Source organism: Rhodopirellula sp. UBA1907 (assembly GCF_002337565.1).
In the GTDB taxonomy this organism is placed as follows: domain Bacteria; phylum Planctomycetota; class Planctomycetia; order Pirellulales; family Pirellulaceae; genus Rhodopirellula; species Rhodopirellula europaea.
In genome coordinates this window covers 163506-183105 of sequence record NZ_DDGH01000083.1, presented here as the reverse complement: position 1 = coordinate 183105, position 19600 = coordinate 163506, and the positions used below count along the sequence as shown (strand labels likewise).

Genomic DNA, 19600 nt, shown 5'->3' with positions numbered 1-19600 from the left:
TGGAGCGGGTGAAGGGAATCGAACCCTCGTATTCAGCTTGGAAGGCTGCTGCTCTACCATTGAGCTACACCCGCGTCTTCCACTGCCAGCGACCGGCTACTATTTGCTGGTTTTCCGCGAAAACCCGTCAAAGGGCAAGGGGAAACAGCAGCCAGTAGCTTGCAGCTAACAGCATCTTACATCTTCAAATGGGGGCTACAGGATTCGAACCTGTGTAGGCATAGCCAGCGGATTTACAGTCCGCCCCCTTTAACCACTCGGGCAAACCCCCAAATCATGTTTTTCGAATCAAAAGTGTGGCTTGCGATTCGAATGACTTCTTTTTTTGAGTGCTTTCGCACCTCTTCTTCGTCTACTTCTGTGAACTTGCTTGGCAGACTGTTTCGATTGTCTGTTGTTCGGTTCATTCGCCATCGGCGTTGAATCGATTTCGCAAGAGCCAACGGAGGGATTCGAACCCACGACCGGCTGATTACAAATCAGCTGCTCTGCCAACTGAGCTACGTTGGCCAGCTCAAGTTCACCCCGCGCGAGAACCGATAAACCGGCCTTGCGATGGGGAAGGCAGAGTGTACCGATCCGCGAACAGGCGACAAGACGGAATTGGGGCAAAATCGGGCTCCCCACAAAATTCTTGGGCGAATTTTGTCGTAAAAAGCCAAATGGTCCATCCGTCAAGGGAGTTCGTAGACCGCATAGGTCGAATTCCGCTGATTTGACGCCGGATAAATCTGCACCAAAGGCAGTTCAGGACCCACGACTCGTCGGTCAACCACGATCCAGTCGCAGCCGTATTTGGCCCGCATGGCTCGTAGGTCGTCGTACCGAATCGTGACTCGCATGGTCGACAATCGAGCGGGGTAAACCTCCAGAAATCGTTTGGCCCACTCTCGCAACGCAACCGCGTTTTGCGGCGTATCCTTCCAGTTGACCACTTCGGCCCGATGGGCGTACCACTTGAACGTTTGTTGGTGTCTCGGTGTCAGCAATACGGCGTCTTCTGGCGTGCTGGCTCGGATGAACTGGCACACGGCAATCCAGTCTTCCATCGTGCGTCGCTGCTCGGCGTAGTCCGCATCCGCATTGAGCCCCAGTAGCCGATTGCTGACTGAAACTGGTACCCCAGTCTGAGTCTTTTCCCAGCAGGCGTCGGCAAAGAAACCAACCACGACGGCCATTCCGGCTCGTCCAATCCAGATCCGGGCCAGGTCGGCGTTGATCGCGGTGGTGGCTGGTTTTCGTGAAAGAGTCGATCTTTGCCAAAAGAAATGGACCACCAAGAATGCCAGCGTCAGCGGTGTGACCGCATCGGCCAGTCGGAACCAATAGAACCGCAGCAGCTTGGCGGCCTGATCGGGATACACCGCCGGAAGCAATCCGACCAGCAATCCCACCAGGCTGATCGTCATCGAGCCGATGGCAAACCAGCCCAGGATTCGAAACGCAATCGCTTGGTCCGCCGCGATTGCCCGTGTTTCGGGCGTGAGGCCATTCTTGGCACCGGATGTTCGCCGCCAAACAGTATTCAGCCCCACCAAGCAAACGAGTGTCAGGATGGCATGCCGGACATACCAATCGGCGTGAAATGCTGCGGGCATCAAGTGGTGCGAGATTCGGAAGTAGGCGTAGATCCGAGCTGCTGAAACTTGCTCGGCCTCGGTTGCTCCCCACGACATCGCGGCGGCGGGAACCAGCCCGACCAGGGACAGGGCTCCCCCAAGGAACAAACCTCGGCTGAAAAAGGCGGGGATCGGTCCGGCATCCTCGCCCGCTGGTTCGCCGGCCAACTCGGAAACCCGCCAACGTTTGGGGCCACGCTCGGTGATCCAAAATGCGAACGCGGCGGCGACCACGGACCAGCCACCGGTCAGCACATGAAATCCGGCCGCGGCACCCAGCCAGACCCAGCCTCGCGACCAACGCCGCTGGACAATGTCCGCCAATCCGAAAAGTACCAACCCGTAGGCGGGAACCTTCGCCTCGATTCCGCCGATGACCCACTCACCAGCAAGGTTTCCATGCTGGATGCCGAGGATCCAAATGACCATGACCCATACGCTGCTGATCGGTGGCATTCGCATCGCTTGGGTCAGTCGAAGCAGCCCCGCCGCCAACAATGACCATCCGACAACACGTCCGATCCAAGCGGTTGCATTCATCGAGACAAATTGAGTCGGCCAACCGAACAGCCAGTAATAGGTCGCGTGAGCTTTGCCCGATGACGCGAAAAGATCATTGGCGCACCAATCGGGTTGCCAGAAGTTTTTGGCCTTCACCAAGTAGTGAGCTTCGTTGACTCCAGGGGCAGCATCGCCAGCGTACAAAAAGCACACGCCCATCAAGGCCAACCAGCTCCAAATCAGCGAAGATCGCGCGGGCTGAGTTTGCGGTTCCAACGTTGACTCCGACGTCGTCACGGAACCGCCCACCGGATCGCTGCCAACATGCTATTGACGCTGGCTTTGCCTTGCCAAGCCAGATCCATGGCCGTCCCGTGGTCAACGCTGGTGCGAATGATCGGCAGGCCCAGTGTCACGTTGACCGCGTCGTCGAACGACAACGCTTTCAATGGAATCAGTCCTTGGTCGTGATACATACAAACGTAGATGTCGATTCGTTCTCGCATCGCCGGCGTGAAGGCGGTGTCGGGCGATAGCGGTCCTTCGATCGTCCATCCTGATTGCTTCGCAGCCTCAATCGCCGGCAGGATGATTTGTTCTTCTTCTCGGTGGCTGAACAATCCGTTCTCACCCGCATGCGGATTCAGCCCACAAACAGCAATGCGAGGAGGCAGCAAACTGCCGCGATTTTGGTTGCGACGTTGCACCGTTTCGCCGGCCAAGTTGATCGTGCGAACCAGCGATTCGGTCTTGAGCTGCGAGGCGACATCGGCCAGCGGAATGTGGATCGTTTCAAGAACGCAGGCGATCGTGTCGCTGGCCAGCATCATGCGAACGTCTGCTGGTTCGCCCTGCACTGCCCTGCCCGCTCGATCGGCCAACAACTCGGTGTGGCCGGGGAAGTCGATCCCGGCTTGATGCCAGGCTTCCTTCTGGATGGGCCCCGTTACAATCGCGTCGACGTGACCCGACACCGCGGCGTCAATTGCGTCGGTGACGGATTGATAGGAGGCTCGCCCGGTCGCGGCACTGAATTTTCCTGGGGTGAAGTCATCGAGTTCTTCTGCGATGAGTTTCCCGCAATCGACGATCACGCCGTGCGGTGCATCACGCGGTATTGATTGCTTTGGCATGACCAAAAACTCGGCCAGCGAGATTGTGCCGGGACAATCGCAGCCGAGCTTCTTCGCGGCGCGTTGGTAGATGGCCGCGTCGCCAAACAGCAGCGGGTAACCCAGTGACTGGACCTCCGATGAATTCCAGACTCGAAGTGCGATTTCGGGACCGATTCCGGCGGCGTCCCCCATCGTGATCGCCAGCTTGGGGCGCGAGTGATTCGCGTCCGTCATGGCGACACCGAGGCTTTGCCACGCGGGCCCAGTCGACCAAACATTCGGTCCAGTTCATCGCGGCTGAAGAACAACGCCGTTGGCCGACCGTGAGGGCAATGGTGCGTTTCTTGGTACAAGTCCTTCTGTTCCAGCAAACTGGTGATCTCTTCCGGAGACAGTGGATCGCCCGCTTTCACGGCGGCTTTGCAAGCGACGGTGCTGAGCAAGTGATTCAGCAAATCCTTCGGGTTGGGATCTCGGCCGGCGCCCATCACCGATTCCAAAACGGTTCGCAACATGTCCGCCGGCGGCTTGTTTGGCAGCATCGCTGGGTACGACTGGATCAGAATCGTTTCGCCACCGAAGTCCTCAATTTCTAAACCGATTCGGCTGAGCGTGTCCTTCACCTCGAGAGCCGCAGCTCGCTCGGCCGGAGTCAGTGAAACAGGTTCAGGAACCAACAACTGTTGGGCTTCCAAAGAAGCGTCTTCGTGAAGCACTTTTTGGCAAACACGTTCGTAGAGCACACGTTCGTGCAGAGCGTGTTGATCGATCACGACCATGCCTTTCTCGTCTTGCGTGACGAGATAACGCTGGTGCACTTGAAACCCAAGGTGGCTCACGCTGGGTGTGGGCATTCCCGCGGTCTGCGTGCCATCGTTCTGCGAACCGACGATTGCTGAATCATTCGCGTTGGAGTCACCTGAGTTGTCGCCTTCCCACGGCGTCATCTCAATGCCTTCGGCGGCTGTCGATGGGCGAGGCGAATCGACACCGGCGGTGGATCCCGGTGACCAAGTGTTCGGCGAAGCGAGCGGCGCGGACGGGGCTGCCATGCCTGTGGAGGCGTGCGAGCCATGGCCAATGGAATTGGAATCGCCGAACGGTCGAAAGTCCGGCGTGCCGCTAGCTCCACCCAGCATCTGAGTATTGGACGTCGCGGATGATCCTGATGGAGGTCCACCGGTTCGGGCCCATTCGATCACCGACTGGCGTTGCTGGTCGACTTCGTTGGGACGCATGCCCATGACCGATTCGGGAGCGGTCTGGCGTTGCTCTTCTTCGCTCATCGGTGCGGGGACCGGGTTGGATCCCACGCGGTGAGTCATGTCGGTCGAAAGGAATCGCTGGCGAAGCGTTTGCAACAACCGGCTGTACACACGTCCGCTGTCGGTGAAGCGAACCTCCAGTTTCGCGGGGTGCACGTTGACATCGATCATGTCTGCTGGCATTCGCATTCGCAGGAAGCAAACCGGATGGCGGCCGACCATCAGCATGCCTCGGTAGGCTTCTCCCAGAGCATGTTGCAACGCCCGGTCGCGGATGTGCCGACCGTTGAGAAACAGGTACTGCATTCGGTTGTTGCCACGGCTGACCGATGGGTCGCAGGCATAACCGGTGATCTGAACGGTTTCGTCTTGGTTTTCGATCGGAATCAACGCTTCGGAGATTTCAGTTCCGAAGAACGATTCAATGCGATCCGCCCAGCGTGTGGTCGGCAAGAGGTCGAACATCTCCTTGTCGCCGTTGCGAAGGACAAAGTGAACCTTCGGGTTGGCAAGCGCCAAACGCGTGAAGGCTTCGACGATGTGCCCGCGTTCGGTTTGCGGGGTCTTCAAGAACTTGCGACGAACAGGTGTGTTGAAGAACAGGTTCCGGACTTCGATCACGGTGCCGACCGGGCATCCGCACGGACCGGGTGTTTCGATCACTCCGCCGCGAATATCGATTTGGCAGCCACCGTCTTGGCCTTCGGCGCGGCTGCGGATGGTCATTTGAGAAACGCTGGCGATCGATGCCAGGGCTTCGCCGCGAAAACCGAGGGTGCCGACGTGGAACAGCGATTCGTCGTCGGGCAGTTTGCTGGTCGCGTGGCTGGTCACGGCCAGCGGCAATTGCTCCGCCGTCATCCCGCAGCCATCGTCGCTGATCCGGATCAGCTCGACGCCGCCACCCTCGAGGCTCAGTTCAATCCTCGTCGAACCGGCATCGATGCTGTTTTCGAGCAACTCTTTGACTACCGAAGCGGGCCGTTCAATCACCTCGCCAGCGGCGATTTGATTGACCAGATGGGCCGGCAGTTGGCGGATGATGCGAGGTGGCTGGGCGGTCGTGGCGGTGGGCGTGTTCATGGCCACAACTTACCGCGCGAGCCCTGCATCGCACCAGGATCATCGTTCGGCGAAGCGGCAGATTGACCGGTTCTCGCCATGGAGGAAACGATTCGCCGAAACGGCCGGGAAATCCCTCGCAACCGGCAGCGTTGCCAAAATCGCGGCGTTTTGACTGCCCGTTTGTGGCATGGGATTCCAGTCTGTGGTCGAGGAGCACGGTCTGGAAGCATATGCCACATTGGTGGGCTAGGAGAGCCGTCAGTCTGTCGACGGTTTCCATCCTGGTCTGCCTCGGCGGTTGTTTCTTACCGCTTGTTCCCAGGCCAGGTACTTGCCTCTCAGACGGTCCAGCTCACCAGGGTTTTGCGAGGCCAAATCATTCTGTTCGCCGATGTCATCGGTCAGATGGAAGAGCCATTCCTGGATCGTTGATCGGCCGTCGGTGGTGGCTTTTTCTTGCCGGACATACTTCAGCTTCCCGTCCCGTATGCCGCCCCAGACTTGAGGGTCGCGAGGTTTCCGCCAGTGCAGCGTGCGGGGTTCAGGCGGTTCACCCGAAGCGGCCAGCGACAGGACGTCGATCCCTTCCATCGCGTCTTCTTGGGCGGGAGTGATCCCAGCGGCGGCCAGCATCGATGCGGTCAGATCGAATGTGATCGTGACTTGCTGGCTGACTGTGTCTTCTGGCAAATGGCCGGGCCAACGAGCGATCAACGGAACGCGAATGCCGCCCTCGAAAGTCTGGCCTTTGAATCCTCGCAGCGGTTCGTTGCGACTCGCCGACGTGCCACCATTGTCGCTGGCGAAAATCACCAGCGTGCGATCGGTCATCCCCGATTCCTCGATGGCGTGAAGCACCTTCCCGATGCCTTCGTCCATGTGACGCACCATCGATCGGTAGACACCGGGCGGATCGTCGCTCTGTTTCCAAAGTGGTGAATCCAGCGGCAGCGGATCGACGGGAGACTGGCCTGGCGGTTGATAAGGCGTGTGTGGTGCGGTGTAGGGCAAGTACAGAAAGAAAGGCTGCTCACTGTCGTTCCGGTCGCGAACATATTGCACGGCGTGATCGGTGATCGTGTCCGTGAAGTAGCCTTCGCCGCTGATCGGCCGGCCGTTGCGGAACAGGTTGTACGTGGCGACCGAATCGAGGTAGTGGTAGTAATCCATCGCACCGCCGATGCAATACAACGCTTCCTCAAATCCATGTTGCATCGGTGAGAATTGGGCTTCGTAACCCAGGTGCCATTTTCCGAACAATGCCGTTTCATAACCGACGTCGGACAGACGCTTCGCCAACGTCGGGTGGTCGGCGGGCAAACCCAGTTCGTTGACCAAGTGCAGCCGAATCGCATCGTCATAGCGTCCAACATTGCCGACTCCGATCGCACATTCCAAACCGCCCACATGTTGTTGATAGCGACCCGTTAAGAGCGCCGCTCGAGTGGGCGAGCATTCGGGGCCGTTGGCATAGGCCTGCGTCCAGCGAACACCTTGCCTGGCCAGTCGATCCAACGCCGGCGTTGCTTCCGCGTCATTGCCATAGCAACCCAAGTCTCCGTAGCCGAGGTCGTCCGCGAGGATCAGCACAATGTTCGGGCGGTCGTTGGAATCGGCTCTCAGCGAAGCGGGGACGCAGGCATGAAAGCACAGAGCAGCCATTGCCCAAACGGTGAGTGGGGCGATCCGTGGATTGATATGGATGGGAGACATGCTGGTTCCTTAAGGGAGTCAAATCGGTACGCAGGTGTCATCGGGTATCTGAGCCGTTTGGCGTTGGCCACGGTTTCCACGTACAACCGGGGCCAACGCCCAAACGACTCACAAGATGGAACCCGATCGTTCGAGATCACGAACCCGGTTGGACGGATTCGCTCGGCCGCGTTTCCAAGCGTCGAGGCGAAACGTCCGCGGTCTTTCCGATCAGTCGTTGGCCCTGGCCGGGTTGATCTTTGTCACCCAGGTCCTGACGAGCTTGTTCGGCCAACGCAGTCAGTTGAGCAACGATCTCAGGACGCGTCTCGGCAATGTTGTGCTGGCAAGCAATGTCATCCACCACGTTGAACAGAAGCGTTGTTGGTTTTTGCGAAGCGGTGAAGTGTGGATGTCCGGGGGACGCATCGATCGGCAGGAACATTTTCCAGGGACCGGAGCGGATGGCTTGCAGTTGATCTTGATGGTAGTAGTAGAACGCTTCGTACGGCGTCTTGGCGTCGGGTTCACCAAACAGCAGCGGAGCGATGTCGTGGCCATCGAGTTTGCGATCCGACGGCAGTTCACATCCGGCTAGATTTGCAAACGTAGGCAATAAATCCATCGTGGTTGTCAGTTCGTCACATTGAGTTCCGGCGGGCACTTTGCCAGGTTGCCAGACGATCGTGGGAACACGAAAGGCACCTTCGCTGGTCGTGTACCCGCGACCGTGGAGCGGCAAGTTGGAACCTCGGCTCAAGTCATCAGGATCGCGGTTAATCGGGGCACCGTTGTCGGACGTCCAGATCACGAAGGTGTTTTCTGCGATGCCCAGTTCAACGAGCCGGTCCAGCATCTGACCGATCGACCAATCCAATTCTTCGACCGCGTCTCCCCAGGGACCGTTCTGGCTTTTGCCGCGAAAAGCGTCGCTGGAAAACGGTGTCTTGGTGCTGCCAGGCATCGCTTGTGGAAAGTACAGAAAGAACGGTTCCTCTTTGTGCTCGGCAATCCATTGCATCGCTCGTTCGGTGTAACGCTTGGTCAATCCGTCTCGGTTGCACGGGGCTTCGATGACGGTCTCGTTTTCCATGAGAGGCAGAGGTGGCCAGTACGATCCATCTCGCTCCCAAACCCGCTCGGTCATGTCGTCGGAGTATGGCACTCCGAAGAACCAATCAAACCCCTGGCGGGTTGGCAGGAATTCCGGTTGATCACCCAAATGCCATTTTCCAACCAATGCGGTGGCGTAGTCCTGTTGCTGGAGAATCTCCGCAATTGTGATTTCGTCGGGATGCAAGCCATAGGGAGAGACAGGACGCAAGACCGCGCCATCGCGATCGTTCAGATGCATTCCGACTCGTTGGGCATAGCATCCGGTCATGATGCTGGCACGCGATGGGGTGCAGACGCCTGCGGTGACGCAGAAATGGGTGAACGTTCGCCCTTCCCTTGCCATGCGGTTCAGGTTGGGCGTTCGATGCAACGTCGATCCGAAGGGCTCGATATCGCCGTAACCGAGGTTGTCACAGTAGACGATGATGAAATTCGGTTTGGTCGGCTCGGCTGCCGTTCCGATGCCGAGCAACGGTGACGTTGTAAGCAGCGTCACGATCCATCCAACAAGCCAACGCATCAGTTGTCCTCTATTTGGCTTTGAAACATCTCCAGCAACGCTGCGACGATTTTGGTGGTTGCTTCCTTCTCGACGTAGTTCGTCCCCAGCCATGTTTCGTAGCCGCCCAAACGATGTTGCTGCGGAGTCGGCAGGTACCCGAAGGAGCCATTGGCGAGCTCGATCGTGAAGGTGTCTTGGAAGGGACTGCGGTCTTTCAGTTCTAACCCCGTTTCGGTGAACGTTTCAAACGGGATCGCGGCGATTCCCAAATCGCCAATGCGAAGAGCCTGCAGCTGAATTTCCACTTCTTTGGGAGCGTCCAAGATTTTCGCGATTCGATCGGCATAGATCTCTTCGCGGCGATGGCTGCTTCTTGGATTGTCATCGTCGCCACGTTTGATTTGTTCAAAGTGCGCGATCATCTCCGGTGTCGGTTGTCTGGTCTTCAGCGTCAACGTCGTGTGCTCGGCGGAGAGTGGCACCCAATCATGGAAATCGAGCTGCTGGTGAGCTTCGAATACGCGGCTGGCAACCTTCTCCGCAACCTCCTGCATTTTCTCGTAGGGATCGTACTTCCGGGGCGATTTATCAGCGAAGTTTATGTTGTTCACATCGCCGCTGGTGCCATTGGAAAGGATGCCGACAAACGGTGGCGATTGATTGGTTGCCCCCAGTTTCTCTTCGATGAATTTCGCGAAGTATCCAAAGTAGTCCGCCGAGACTTCTCCGGATCGAACGCCGCCGACGTAGTGCAGCGAATAATTTGCCAGCAGGGCGATCGGCCGGCCGTCGGGGCTCTGTACTGAGACGAAGCTGATTTCGGGATCGGTCGGACCCGCGGGGCGATCCAGTTTGGAGCTGCCGCGAGGTGGATTCATCCGGACTTGATCGGTGCCGCCGAATGGGTTGCCCAACAAGCTGGCGTCGGTGACGAACCAGCGACGGTTGAAGACTTCGGACGGTTCATCCTCGCTTCCCCAGCCAATCTTGGCCGGTTCCAGATTCGCCATCGCACGACGGATGCCGTCCGAGATTCGATGGGCAACAAAGGTTTGGTAATCCGTCAGTTTGGATTCGTTGGCGGTTTTCAGGTCTCCGCGAGCGGTGGTTGCCGAATGGGTGTGCGTGGATGCCAACAGCATGTTGGAGACTGGCAACCCGGTCGCATCGGACGCTTGCTGTTTGGCGAGATCGAAGACTTCCACGGGGATGCCGACATTGTCGCAAAGGACGATGGCAAGCTTGGTCGTGCCGTCATCCAACACCAGGCAGCGAGCGTGAAGTTCGTCATGCACATTGGTGGCCGGGATCGGTTTCCATCCGCCGACAATCATCTCGCCCAGTGGCGGTGTGATGTTGCTGGTAGCAGCTCCAGCCCGAAAGACCGGGTTGGAATCCTCGCCATGTACTGGGGACACCTTGCCGATGAGAAGACCAAGAAGAACCAATGCGAGAGTCATTCTCTGGGACGCAGGACGGAGCATGCTTCGATCCCTTGGAGCTGAGGGAGGGGCTGGGGAAGGATGCGAGTTGGAGAGCTGAGTGTCGTTCCTCGTTCGCACAACCGATTGCCAGCAGTTGGAGGGGGATTTGAAATGGATTCAATAGGGCACGATGGTTATGAGAGCGCACGTTGCGTCTGTGCCCCTGAACCGACATTCAAACGAGCGCATTGTACCTGAACGGTTTCATCGCTGTTCTGTGGAGGGGCAAGCGTTTGAAAGCGCGAACAGCAACTTCATGAAATGGCGCCATAGCGAGTCGGTGGAAATCACGCTTGCGGCGTTGGTATCCGTTAAACTGGTTTGCATTGGTACCTTTGCTTTGTCCGAGAGAGTCTCAATGAAGTTTTGTTGTTTTGTCCTGGTGAGTTTGACTGTGACTTGGGGCCTGGTTGGTATGGCTGGCCAGGTTACGGCAGGTGAATTCAACACCGTTCTGGACGTTGGCGATCCGGCACCTGAGTGGAGTGATTTGCCGACCACGGAAGGCACGACTTCATCCCTGAAGGATCTGTCGGATTCGAAAGTCGTGGTTCTGGCATTCACCTGCAACAGTTGCCCTTACGCGATCGACGCGGAAGAACGCTTGATCGCACTGAGTAAGGACTACGCAGAGAAATCCGTCACGGTGATCGCGGTCAACGTCAACACGATCGAAGAGGACGCGATGCCGGCGATGAAAGAGAAGGCGAAAGAAAAGGAATTCCCATTCGCTTACCTCTACGACGAATCCCAGCAGATCGCCCGCGACTATGGTGCGAAGTACACGCCGCAGTTCTTTGTGCTCGATGCCGACCAAAAGATCGCTTACATGGGCGCGATGGACGACAGTCCAGATGGCCGCAATGTCACCAAGCCATACCTGCGGAATGCAGTCGATGAAATTCTGGCTGGCAAGCCAGTGACCGTTTCAGAGACGGTTCCGATTGGTTGCCGGATCCGGATGGAACGTCAACGCCGTTCTCGACGAGGGCGTTGAGAGCACTATCCGCAATAGGGCGTAACTGTCTCGGTTCGAGCCGATCTCGACGAGACAGTCGCTCAAGCCTGTGTCGGAGAAGTGAGCGTGAAGTTCAGGCAATCGCAAATGGATGCGTGAACCAACGACTCCGAGTCGGAAGCATCGATGTCTCGAACCAGCCCCTGACACCGATAGTGATCTAGCAACGGTGCGGTGCGATCTTCGTAGATGCGAAAACGCTCTCGAATGAACTCTTCGGCGTCGTCAGCACGCTTCTCGGTCTCGCCCCGTTTGCGGAGACGTTCGATCAGAACATCGGCCGAAACTTGAAGGTGCAACACGTGATCGAGTTTCAATGACGCGGCCACCAGTTGCTTGTCGAATGCACTCGCCTGCACCTGTGTCCGTGGAAATCCGTCGAGCAGATAACCGGTGCGGCTGTCCGGTTGAGCAAGTCGTTCCGCAACCATCTGCAGCACGAACTCGTCCGGTGCAAAGTGGCCCCGATCGATTCGAAGATGAATCGCCTCGCCACTATCAGACTCCAAAGCTCTCAACATTCCGCCAGTGCCAATGTGAGGCACCTTGAGAGCTTTGCTTAGCAGTTCACACTGAGTGCCCTTGCCCGCGCCAGGCGGGCCGATAAAGACAATTCGCACAAAACTGCCAGGATCAAACGACGGGTGAAGTGCCGCCGCCGGCACCTTCCAGCAATCCTCGGTAGTTTCGCATCACCAAGTGACTGTCAATCTTTTGCACCAAGTCGAACGCGACGCTCACGGCGATGAGCAGACCCGTGCCACCGTAAAAACCGGCGATTGAGTAAGGAACGCCCAGCGATCCGTAAACGATCGTTGGAACAATCGCGATCAAACCTAAGAAAGCAGCACCAACATAGGTGATCCGGACCATCACTTTTTCAAGGTAGTCCGTTGTGCGACGACCGGGACGGTAACCGGGAATGAAGGTTCCCGAGTCACGGAGGTTATCGCTCATTTCTTTCGGGTTGAACGTGATGGCCGTCCAGAAGTAGCAGAAGAAGAAGATCAAGCCGACGTACAACAGGTTGAAGAAGTACGAGGTCTGATCACTCATCGTCAAGCTAATCAAATTGAATCCGCGGAACAAAGCTCCATCGGAGGCGAATTGGCCAGCCAAGAAGCCGAATAGAACTCCGGGAATCATCAACAGCGAGCTGGCGAAAATGATGGGCATCACGCCGGCTTGGTTGATTCGCAGTGGCAAGTGTTGACGGGTGCCACCGTAGACGCGTCGACCGCGAGTGAACTTGGCGGATTGAGTGGGGATCTTGCGCTGTCCCAAGGTGATGAACACCACACCGAAGACGACGACGACAAACAGCACGACCAAGATGATCAGTGTCTCGATACCGACCTGCCCTTTGGCCAGACCCGTCAGTTCGGTCTTCATGCCCAGCACCAATTCGTAGAGTGCCTTTGGCATCTGAGCCAGAATGCCGGCCATGATCAGCAAGCTGATCCCGTTGCCGATACCGTACTCATCAATTTGTTCACCCAGCCACATCAGGAACACGGTTCCTGTTGTCATGACCAGAACAGCCACAATCTGCCAGCCGAAGAACAATTGTTCGTTCGCATTCATGAAGTTCGGGTTGATGCTGCTTTGGCCATTGGAGCCAGCCATCAGCATGAACTTCAAATACATGTAGCTCTGCACCAAGCAGATCACCACAGTCAAATAACGTGTGTATTCGTTGAGCTTCTTCCGACCAGCTTCACCTTCCTTCTTCAGCTCTTCCAGCGGTTTGTAAACACTGCCGAGCAATTGGAAGATAATCGACGCCGAAATGTACGGCATAATTCCGAGGCCGAAGATCGTCGCTTGACGAAGATCGCTGGCCGCGAAAACGCTGACCTTTTCGAAGAAGTCGGCTGCTCCGCCGCCGGCACCGCTGTCCAGGTTGGTAGCGATCATCGGCAACGGGATGTGAAACCCGATCCGGTAGATGGCAAGCAGCCCGATCGTCAGCATGACCTTCTTGCGAAGTTCAGGGATCGAGAAAATGATTCGCAGCTTTTCAAACATCGATCCGTCCGTCGTCGATCGTGCAGGGTGAATTCATGTCGTCTCGCCAAGCAAAAATGGCGAGCACGCAAAGGTTGTTCTGGGCTTGGCGAAGGAAATTACCATCGCCAAGGCAATCAAACTAGCAACCAAAGCCAAATCACGGAAGAACGATTGCCGCGAAGCTTTTTCAACTGGTGCCAATTCAAAGAAAACAGGCCCGACGAAATCGCCAAGGCCTGTTGTTTTGTCGGTTAGGTGGATAGTCACAGCCACAATCGGCTATGGCCTCTCCGGCTTACTTTTCGCTTTTGAGGGCTTCGACGCGCTCATCGGGAGTACGTTTTGGAGCCAGCTTTTCTGCTGTCCCGCCAGCGGCCGAGATCTTTTCTTCGGCTGACTTGCTGAAGCGATGAGCCTGAATGGTCAGCTTCTTTGTCAACTCACCGTCGCCGAGAACCTTCAATTCGTCAAAGTTGCCCTTGGCGAGGTTCTTGGCAGCGAGTGCTTCGAGGGTGACGGTTTCGCCATCGTTGAAAGCATCGTTCAGCTTGCCAACGTTGACAGCGAAGATGGTCAACGCCCAGCGGTTGTTGAAACCACGCTTTGGCACGCGACGGAACATTGGCATCGCACCGCCCTGGAAGTTGGGCTTGCGGCTGTAACCGCTGCGGCTCTTGTGTCCCTTGTGCCCACGACCCGACGTTTTGCCGGTGCCGCTACCAGGACCACGACCGATGCGTTTTCGAGGGCGGTGTTTCGTAATACCGCGATGAACGTCGTTGAGTTGCATAGTAGTGATGGAATGGCTGGGGGCGGGAAACTGATCTCTAACCGTCAGTCATGCTGCCCGAGTGTTTGAATGAGTGTCTTTGCCAAAGGTATCCAAAGTGAGTCGCTTCAAAGCGATGGGATCCAAGCAATGTCTTCTTGGCGGAGGCTTTCCGCCGGCCTTGTTAGGCTTCGATCAAATCGTCTGGGTTCAAACCACGCAACGCAGCGATTTGCTCACGAGTTCGCAGTTTGCTCATCGCGTCGAGGGTCGCTTTGACCAGCGTGACGGGATTATTGGTTCCGTAGGATTTGGTCAAAATGTCGTGGATCCCGCAGGCTTCGCAAACAGCACGAACGGCTTGTCCAGCGATGATACCCGTACCAGCACCGGCTGGAATCAAGACAACGCGAGCGGCACCGTAGCGGCCCCAAACTTGGTGAGGAATGCTGCCCTCAACCAACGGGACGTGGATCATGCTGCGTGAAGCTTGCTTTTGTGCTTTTTGCACACTTGGTGGAACTTCGTTGGCTTTGCCATAGCCCCAACCAACCTGCCCGCTGCCGTTTCCGACGACGACCATCGCAGCAAAGCTGAAACGGCGACCGCCCTTAACGACAGCCGCACAACGTTTGATTTTGACGACACGGTCCAGAAGACCGGCTTCCAAACCTTGCTCTTCGTTCTTGTTGTTGCGTTTGTTTCGTGCGTTGCTCATGGCGGACTATGTTGATTCGTTGCGATGAATGTCGCGGGATGGGAAAATTAAAACTGCAAACCAGCTTCGCGAGCGGCGTCTGCGAATGCTTTGACTCGGCCGTGGTACTTGTTGTGACCACGATCAAGCTTGACGGTCTTAACACCCGCCTCAGCAGCCTTTTCTGCGACAAGCTTACCAACCAATGCCGCGGCGTCACAGTTGCCACCAGCCTTCACTTGGTCGCGGACGCTCTTGTCACGCGTACTCGCACTGAAAATGGTCTTGCCAGCTTGGTCATCAACGACCTGGCAAGCGAAGTGCTTCAGCGTACGCTGAATGCACAAACGCGGTTGGTCGGCACTGCCTCGCAACTTGTTGCGAACATGGCGCCGGCGACGCAGGCGTTTGCTTTGGAGTTTTTTGTTCTTGTCCATAGTGACGACCCACGATGATCGTTGTGAACGGATGAAATGAATGGAAACAGCGGAGCGACGCCCCGCCAATTGCGACGGCAAACCTACTTGGTGGCCGACTTACCTGGTTTGATCTTGACCTGTTCGCCTTGGTATCGAATCCCTTTGCCCTTGTAAGGCTCAGGTTTACGAAGCGAGCGAATCTCAGCAGCGAATTGTCCGACGCTTTGCTTGTCGCAGCCCTGGATCACAACGTGAGTCTGGTCGGGGCAAGTGACCGTCAGGTCAGTTGGGATTTTGCGGTGCAGTTCGTTGGCGTAGCCGACGCGAAGTTGCAATGTGTCACCGCTGATCGATGCCAAGTAGCCGACGCCGACGATTTCCAACTTCTTTTCGTATCCGTCTTTCACACCAACAATCATGTTGGCGATGATCGCACGGGTCAGACCATGAAATTCACGCGAGGGACGATCGTCACCATCACGCGAGATGATCACTTGGTTGGTGTCACTGTCAACGGCGACCTTCACTTCAGGACGATGTTTGAACGACAGTTTGCCCTTGGGACCTTCCACATCAATGTTGCGGTCAGCAATGCTGACTTTCACACCGGAGGGGATCGCGACTGGCTTGTTACCAATGCGGCTCATGGCTGATTACAAATGTACGGGGGAATATAAATGGTTTGGCAATTGGGGCGTCAGCGACGGTCGATCACGACACTTCGCAGAGGACTTCGCCGCCGATTTTGTCACGGCGTGCTTCACGATCGCTGATCACACCCTTGCTGGTGCTGATGATTCGGATTCCCAAACCGCCCAACACAGGCTTGAGTTCTTTGCTGCGGCTGTACAAACGACGGCCTGGTTTACTGATTCGTCGGATGGACTGAATCACTCGTTCTCCGTTGGGACCATATTTCAGTTCCAAACGAAGGTAGCCGACTGGTTCTTCTTCCAGCTTCTCTTCTTTCCAGTCCCAGATGAATCCTTCTCGCTTGAGAACATCGGCCAAGCCACGTTTTACGCGGCTGGCGGGGATGTCAACGAACGGACGCTCGACGCGTACGGCGTTGCGGATTCGGGTGAGCATGTCGGCAATGGGGTCGGTCATCATGGCTGTGGTTTCCCTTTAATTATCCAAGCTCACCAGCTGCTCTTACGAACGCCTGGGATCAATCCCGCATTGGCATTCTCACGGAAGCAAATTCGGCACAAGCCAAACTTGCGATACACCGAACGTGGACGACCGCAAAACTTGCAACGGTTTTCTTTTCGAGTTGAAAATTTAGGCGTGCGAAGCGCCTTGGCGACCTTGGATTTGCTTGCCACGAAAGGACCTGCGGTGTACGGATCGGGGAGCGTCTCAAGCGAGAGACATGTGACGAATTGAAATATAACGATTGGTTGGTTCCGGGAGGGGAACCGAATCAGGCCGCGCCGGCCTGCTCTTTTTCCTTGGGTTGCTTGAACGGCATGCCGAACAACCGCAACATCTCACGAGCTTCGTCGTCGGTTTTGGCCGAGGTGACGAAGGTGATGTTCATCCCTTGGGGACGAACGAATTTGTCTGGGTTGAGTTCTGGGAAAACCAGTTGCTCGTTCAAGCCAAGTGTGTAGTTGCCGTTGCCATCGAAGGCTTTTCGGCTGATACCGCGAAAGTCACGGACACGAGGAAGAACGATCGAAACCAAACGGTCAAGGAACTCATACATCCGTTGGCGACGCATGGTGACCATGCAGCCGATTGGCATGCCTTCACGCAAACGGAAGCCTGCGATCGACTTGCGAGCGATGGTTGTGACTGGTTTTTGGCCAGTGATTTGGGTCATCGAATCGATGGCCAAGTCAAGGACCTTCTTGTCGCCAACAGCGGCACCAACACCCATGTTCATGCTGATCTTCAGCAGACGTGGCACTTGGTGCACGTTCTTGTAGCCGTAAGTTTCTGTCAGAGCGGCACGAACGGATTCGTCGTAACGCTGTTGCATTCGTTGAATGTTGCTGGACATGTTAGGCACTGTGCCGCCGAGGAAGTAACGGCCAATAGGGTAAGGTGTGTGTGGTGGTAGTCGTCAATCAGCTAGCTGCTTTGGACGCCTTCGCCGGTGCTATTTGGCCGAGGCTCTCGCCGCTTGCCTTCGCGAATCGTTCTTTGCTTCCATCATCCAGGTAGCGAACGCCGATGCGAGTTGGTTTGCCGGTCGATGGATCGACCAACATCACGTTGCTCGCACTCATGGGCATCTCTTTGTTCAAGCGACCGCCCTGAGGGTTCTTTTGGCTCTGGCGAACGTGCTTCCACACGCGTGCAGCACCTTCGACGACAACTTTGTCTTTGTCGCGATCGACTTTCAAAATTTTGCCACGGTGACCTTTGTCAGCTCCGGCAATCACAATGACTTCATCGTCAACGCGAAATTTCATGGTAGTAACTTTGATCGGTAATTTGTTTGCAAATGGTGGTTAGGCTCGATGTCTCGGCGGGTGTCACCGAGGAACCGAATCAGACCACTTCGTTGGCCAGGCTGACGATTTTCATGAAGTTGTTTTCACGCAACTCACGAGCGACCGCACCGAAGATGCGAGTGCCGCGTGGGTTACGGTCTTTGTCAACCAACACAACCGCGTTGGAATCGAATCGGATGTAGCTTCCGTCAGGACGACGGGTTGGTTGCTTCACCCGAACGATGACGGCACGCACAACGGCCTTCTTCTTCACTTCGCTGCCAGGAATCACACTCTTGACGCTGCATACGATCACGTCGCCAACGGTGGCGAAACGACGCCGACTGCCGCCGAGCACCTTGATGCACATGACTTCTCGAGCACCGGTGTTGTCGGCGACATCGAGGCGGGATTCTTGTTGGATCATATCTGTTTACTTCAACGACAAAAACGTTGGACGATTGTGTGGAGGAGGTTGCGATTAAGCGTCCGTGGCGGCCGATTCAGTTTCGGGTTCACCAGCGTGAGCTGCGGCCAAGCCTTCAGCCTCGGCATTCTTGCGAGCGGCACGCAAAGCAACAACGTCGACTGCGGTGCTCTTTTCAAGCACGCGGACCAAACGCCAGCGTTTGAGTTTGCTCAATGGTTCCGATTCAATGATCTCGACCTTGTCGCCTACGCCCGATTCATTGTTCTCGTCGTGAACGTGACACACCGTGCGGCGGCGAATGTACTTCTTGTATTTTGGATGCTTGACCAAACGAGCGATCTCGACGCGACGCGTCTTGCTCATTTTGTCGCTGGTCACAATTCCGGCTACGACGCGTTTGGGCATGGTGCTAGTTGGACGTGCAGTGAATGAATGGGTGAGGTTGAGTCGTCAATTAAGCTTGCGGTTGTGCAAGTTGACGTTCTGTTTGGATCGTCTTGACACGAGCGATCGTTTTTCGGTTCTTTTTGATCTCGCTGGGCGTATTCAAACGCTCGGACTGAGATTGGAAACGCAAGCGAAACAATGTATCGGCGGCTTCCTTCGCAGTCGCATCGAGCTGTTCGTCGCTCATTTCGCGAAGTTCGGTCAGTTTGGTCATCGAATTAGACAAAGGTCAAAGGGGATGAATCGTACATAGGGTCAGAATGGTTTGGATTGTTTACCAGTCGACTTCTCAACCCCAACGAACGGAACAATCGATGTTTCGATCGTTCCCGTTGATGATGTATGTTGAAGTGTCGCGGGCAATCCTTCTCATCGACCCGCCAATCAGTCGGACCGCTAAGCGATCACGCAGAGCGGCGTTCGACAAATCGGACTTTGACCGGCATCTTGCTCGCCAGACGTGCAAAGCACACCTTGGCTTGTTGTTCGGTCACGCCACTGAGTTCGTATAAAATGGTTCCCGGCTTCACAACCGCGGCCCAAAAGTCAGGCTCCCCTTTACCTTTACCCATCCGTGTTTCCAGCGGTGTGCTAGTCACAGACTTGTCGGGAAAGATTCGGATATAGAGCTTGCCTTGGCCGCGAACGTATTGCTGGGCAGCGATCCGTCCGGCTTCGATCGTCGTAGCTTTGATCCAGCCAGCATCCAGTGATTGGATACCGTAGTCACCAAAGACGACCGTATTGCCGCGAGTCGCGTTACCTTTTATACGACCTCTTTGGCTTTTTCGATGCTTGACCCGTTTGGGCATCAGCGCCATCGTTGTCGTCTCCGTAAGTACCTTGGTTAATCCACACTTGAATCCCGATGTGCCCCTGTGGCGTCATCGCTTCGGTGAATCCGTAATCAATCTTGGCTTGTAGCGTGCTCAATGGAATCGAGCCAGCACTTTGCTTTTCGCGACGGGCCATTTCGGCACCGCCCAGTCGACCGGCCATTTGGATTT

At 56.2% G+C, this 19600-nt stretch carries 21 protein-coding genes, 3 tRNA genes and 2 pseudogenes; 1 reads left to right on the top strand and 25 read right to left on the bottom strand.

Annotated features, from left to right (window positions below):
* The 9 genes from B2R17_RS18275 to B2R17_RS18235 form a co-directional block, all read right to left on the bottom strand.
* Positions 1–74: transfer RNA gene (locus tag B2R17_RS18275), tRNA-Gly, on the bottom strand.
* A gap of 115 nt (positions 75–189) precedes the next feature.
* Positions 190–271, bottom strand: a tRNA-Tyr gene (locus tag B2R17_RS18270).
* A gap of 166 nt (positions 272–437) precedes the next feature.
* Positions 438–510 (bottom strand) — tRNA-Thr (locus B2R17_RS18265).
* Positions 511–674: 164 nt separating this feature from the next.
* Entirely contained in the window at positions 675–2429 is a 1755-nt protein-coding gene (locus B2R17_RS18260) for a DUF6798 domain-containing protein (protein ID WP_008666771.1), read from the bottom strand.
* On the bottom strand, positions 2414–3469 hold the full coding sequence (gene pdxA, locus B2R17_RS18255; RefSeq protein ID WP_286765102.1) for a 4-hydroxythreonine-4-phosphate dehydrogenase PdxA: 1056 nt from the start codon (positions 3467–3469) through the stop codon (positions 2414–2416). The genes B2R17_RS18260 and pdxA overlap by 16 nt, the downstream gene beginning before the upstream one ends.
* Complete coding sequence (gene mutL, locus B2R17_RS18250; protein WP_286765101.1) at positions 3466–5583, bottom strand: DNA mismatch repair endonuclease MutL; 2118 nt, start codon at positions 5581–5583, stop codon at positions 3466–3468. The genes pdxA and mutL overlap by 4 nt, the downstream gene beginning before the upstream one ends.
* A 240-nt stretch (positions 5584–5823) precedes the next feature.
* Positions 5824–7278 carry a sulfatase-like hydrolase/transferase gene (locus B2R17_RS18245; protein WP_286765100.1) on the bottom strand — a complete coding sequence of 485 codons (1455 nt, stop codon included), beginning with the start codon at positions 7276–7278 and terminating at the stop codon, positions 5824–5826.
* A gap of 136 nt (positions 7279–7414) precedes the next feature.
* Positions 7415–8893, bottom strand: a complete 1479-nt coding sequence (locus B2R17_RS18240; protein WP_286765099.1) for a sulfatase family protein — start codon at positions 8891–8893, stop codon at positions 7415–7417.
* Positions 8893–10335, bottom strand: coding sequence for a neutral/alkaline non-lysosomal ceramidase N-terminal domain-containing protein (locus B2R17_RS18235; protein ID WP_339887768.1), 1443 nt, complete (start codon positions 10333–10335; stop codon positions 8893–8895). The genes B2R17_RS18240 and B2R17_RS18235 overlap by 1 nt, the downstream gene beginning before the upstream one ends.
* 280 nt (positions 10336–10615) lie before the next feature.
* Here B2R17_RS18235 and B2R17_RS18230 point away from each other — a divergent pair, with 280 nt between their 5' ends.
* A complete protein-coding gene (locus tag B2R17_RS18230) occupies positions 10616–11356 on the top strand; it encodes a thioredoxin family protein (RefSeq protein ID WP_286765097.1) in 741 nt (246 codons plus the stop codon).
* Between the two features lie 62 nt (positions 11357–11418).
* On the opposite strand, the gene B2R17_RS18225 is transcribed toward B2R17_RS18230, so the two are convergent.
* The 16 genes and pseudogenes from B2R17_RS18225 to rpsC all read right to left on the bottom strand — a co-directional run.
* Positions 11419–11997 (bottom strand): adenylate kinase family protein, encoded by a 579-nt coding sequence (locus tag B2R17_RS18225; protein ID WP_008661853.1) that lies wholly within the window; start codon positions 11995–11997, stop codon positions 11419–11421.
* Between the two features lie 13 nt (positions 11998–12010).
* Positions 12011–13405, bottom strand: coding sequence for a preprotein translocase subunit SecY (secY, locus tag B2R17_RS18220; protein ID WP_008661854.1), 1395 nt, complete (start codon positions 13403–13405; stop codon positions 12011–12013).
* A 33-nt stretch (positions 13406–13438) separates the two neighbouring features.
* A complete protein-coding gene (locus tag B2R17_RS18215) occupies positions 13439–13660 on the bottom strand; it encodes a hypothetical protein (RefSeq protein ID WP_286765096.1) in 222 nt (73 codons plus the stop codon).
* Positions 13661–13682: 22 nt separating this feature from the next.
* Entirely contained in the window at positions 13683–14177 is a 495-nt protein-coding gene (rplO, locus tag B2R17_RS18210; RefSeq protein WP_008661856.1) for a 50S ribosomal protein L15, read from the bottom strand.
* A 163-nt stretch (positions 14178–14340) separates the two neighbouring features.
* The gene (gene rpsE / locus B2R17_RS18205) at positions 14341–14874 is read right to left on the bottom strand and encodes a 30S ribosomal protein S5 (RefSeq protein WP_007326813.1); all 534 of its coding nucleotides are present in this window, start codon (positions 14872–14874) and stop codon (positions 14341–14343) included.
* Between the two features lie 47 nt (positions 14875–14921).
* Entirely contained in the window at positions 14922–15290 is a 369-nt protein-coding gene (gene rplR / locus B2R17_RS18200) for a 50S ribosomal protein L18 (protein ID WP_008661857.1), read from the bottom strand.
* An 83-nt stretch (positions 15291–15373) separates the two neighbouring features.
* Positions 15374–15919, bottom strand: a complete 546-nt coding sequence (gene rplF, locus B2R17_RS18195; RefSeq protein ID WP_008661858.1) for a 50S ribosomal protein L6 — start codon at positions 15917–15919, stop codon at positions 15374–15376.
* A 64-nt stretch (positions 15920–15983) separates the two neighbouring features.
* On the bottom strand, positions 15984–16385 hold the full coding sequence (gene rpsH / locus B2R17_RS18190; protein ID WP_007326810.1) for a 30S ribosomal protein S8: 402 nt from the start codon (positions 16383–16385) through the stop codon (positions 15984–15986).
* A 29-nt stretch (positions 16386–16414) separates the two neighbouring features.
* Positions 16415–16600, bottom strand: coding sequence for a type Z 30S ribosomal protein S14 (locus B2R17_RS18185; protein WP_007326809.1), 186 nt, complete (start codon positions 16598–16600; stop codon positions 16415–16417).
* A gap of 98 nt (positions 16601–16698) precedes the next feature.
* Positions 16699–17268: a 50S ribosomal protein L5 gene (gene rplE / locus B2R17_RS18180; RefSeq protein WP_286765121.1), complete on the bottom strand. Its 570-nt coding sequence runs from the start codon at positions 17266–17268 to the stop codon at positions 16699–16701.
* Positions 17269–17347: 79 nt separating this feature from the next.
* Positions 17348–17695: a 50S ribosomal protein L24 gene (gene rplX, locus B2R17_RS18175; protein ID WP_008661861.1), complete on the bottom strand. Its 348-nt coding sequence runs from the start codon at positions 17693–17695 to the stop codon at positions 17348–17350.
* A gap of 79 nt (positions 17696–17774) precedes the next feature.
* A complete protein-coding gene (rplN, locus tag B2R17_RS18170) occupies positions 17775–18143 on the bottom strand; it encodes a 50S ribosomal protein L14 (RefSeq protein ID WP_007326806.1) in 369 nt (122 codons plus the stop codon).
* A gap of 168 nt (positions 18144–18311) precedes the next feature.
* Positions 18312–18551 (bottom strand): annotated as a pseudogene (gene rpsQ / locus B2R17_RS18165) (30S ribosomal protein S17); the annotation flags it as partial.
* Between the two features lie 49 nt (positions 18552–18600).
* Complete coding sequence (gene rpmC / locus B2R17_RS18160) at positions 18601–18807, bottom strand: 50S ribosomal protein L29 (protein WP_286765095.1); 207 nt, start codon at positions 18805–18807, stop codon at positions 18601–18603.
* A 190-nt stretch (positions 18808–18997) separates the two neighbouring features.
* Positions 18998–19414: a 50S ribosomal protein L16 gene (gene rplP, locus B2R17_RS18155; RefSeq protein WP_011121605.1), complete on the bottom strand. Its 417-nt coding sequence runs from the start codon at positions 19412–19414 to the stop codon at positions 18998–19000.
* A pseudogene (gene rpsC, locus B2R17_RS18150) lies at positions 19353–19600 on the bottom strand (30S ribosomal protein S3); the annotation flags it as partial. The pseudogene rpsC and the gene rplP, both read right to left, overlap by 62 nt.

Bases quoted from the DNA above. Each gene is read 5' to 3' on its own strand.
- rplN (WP_007326806.1), bottom strand. From the start codon at position 18,143: ATGATCCAACAAGAATCCCGCCTCGATGTCGCCGACAACACCGGTGCT.
- pdxA (WP_286765102.1), bottom strand. From the start codon at position 3,469: ATGACGGACGCGAATCACTCGCGCCCCAAGCTGGCGATCACGATGGGG.
- B2R17_RS18245 (WP_286765100.1), bottom strand. From the start codon at position 7,278: ATGTCTCCCATCCATATCAATCCACGGATCGCCCCACTCACCGTTTGG.
- mutL (WP_286765101.1), bottom strand. From the start codon at position 5,583: ATGAACACGCCCACCGCCACGACCGCCCAGCCACCTCGCATCATCCGC.
- rplF (WP_008661858.1), bottom strand. From the start codon at position 15,919: ATGAGCCGCATTGGTAACAAGCCAGTCGCGATCCCCTCCGGTGTGAAA.
- B2R17_RS18235 (WP_339887768.1), bottom strand. From the start codon at position 10,335: ATGACTCTCGCATTGGTTCTTCTTGGTCTTCTCATCGGCAAGGTGTCC.
- secY (WP_008661854.1), bottom strand. From the start codon at position 13,405: ATGTTTGAAAAGCTGCGAATCATTTTCTCGATCCCTGAACTTCGCAAG.
- rplO (WP_008661856.1), bottom strand. From the start codon at position 14,177: ATGCAACTCAACGACGTTCATCGCGGTATTACGAAACACCGCCCTCGA.
- rplX (WP_008661861.1), bottom strand. From the start codon at position 17,695: ATGAAATTTCGCGTTGACGATGAAGTCATTGTGATTGCCGGAGCTGAC.
- B2R17_RS18240 (WP_286765099.1), bottom strand. From the start codon at position 8,893: ATGCGTTGGCTTGTTGGATGGATCGTGACGCTGCTTACAACGTCACCG.
- rpsE (WP_007326813.1), bottom strand. From the start codon at position 14,874: ATGAGCAACGCACGAAACAAACGCAACAACAAGAACGAAGAGCAAGGT.
- rplP (WP_011121605.1), bottom strand. From the start codon at position 19,414: ATGGCGCTGATGCCCAAACGGGTCAAGCATCGAAAAAGCCAAAGAGGT.
- rpsH (WP_007326810.1), bottom strand. From the start codon at position 16,385: ATGATGACCGACCCCATTGCCGACATGCTCACCCGAATCCGCAACGCC.
- B2R17_RS18230 (WP_286765097.1), top strand. From the start codon at position 10,616: ATGAAATGGCGCCATAGCGAGTCGGTGGAAATCACGCTTGCGGCGTTG.
- rpmC (WP_286765095.1), bottom strand. From the start codon at position 18,807: ATGACCAAACTGACCGAACTTCGCGAAATGAGCGACGAACAGCTCGAT.
- rplR (WP_008661857.1), bottom strand. From the start codon at position 15,290: ATGGACAAGAACAAAAAACTCCAAAGCAAACGCCTGCGTCGCCGGCGC.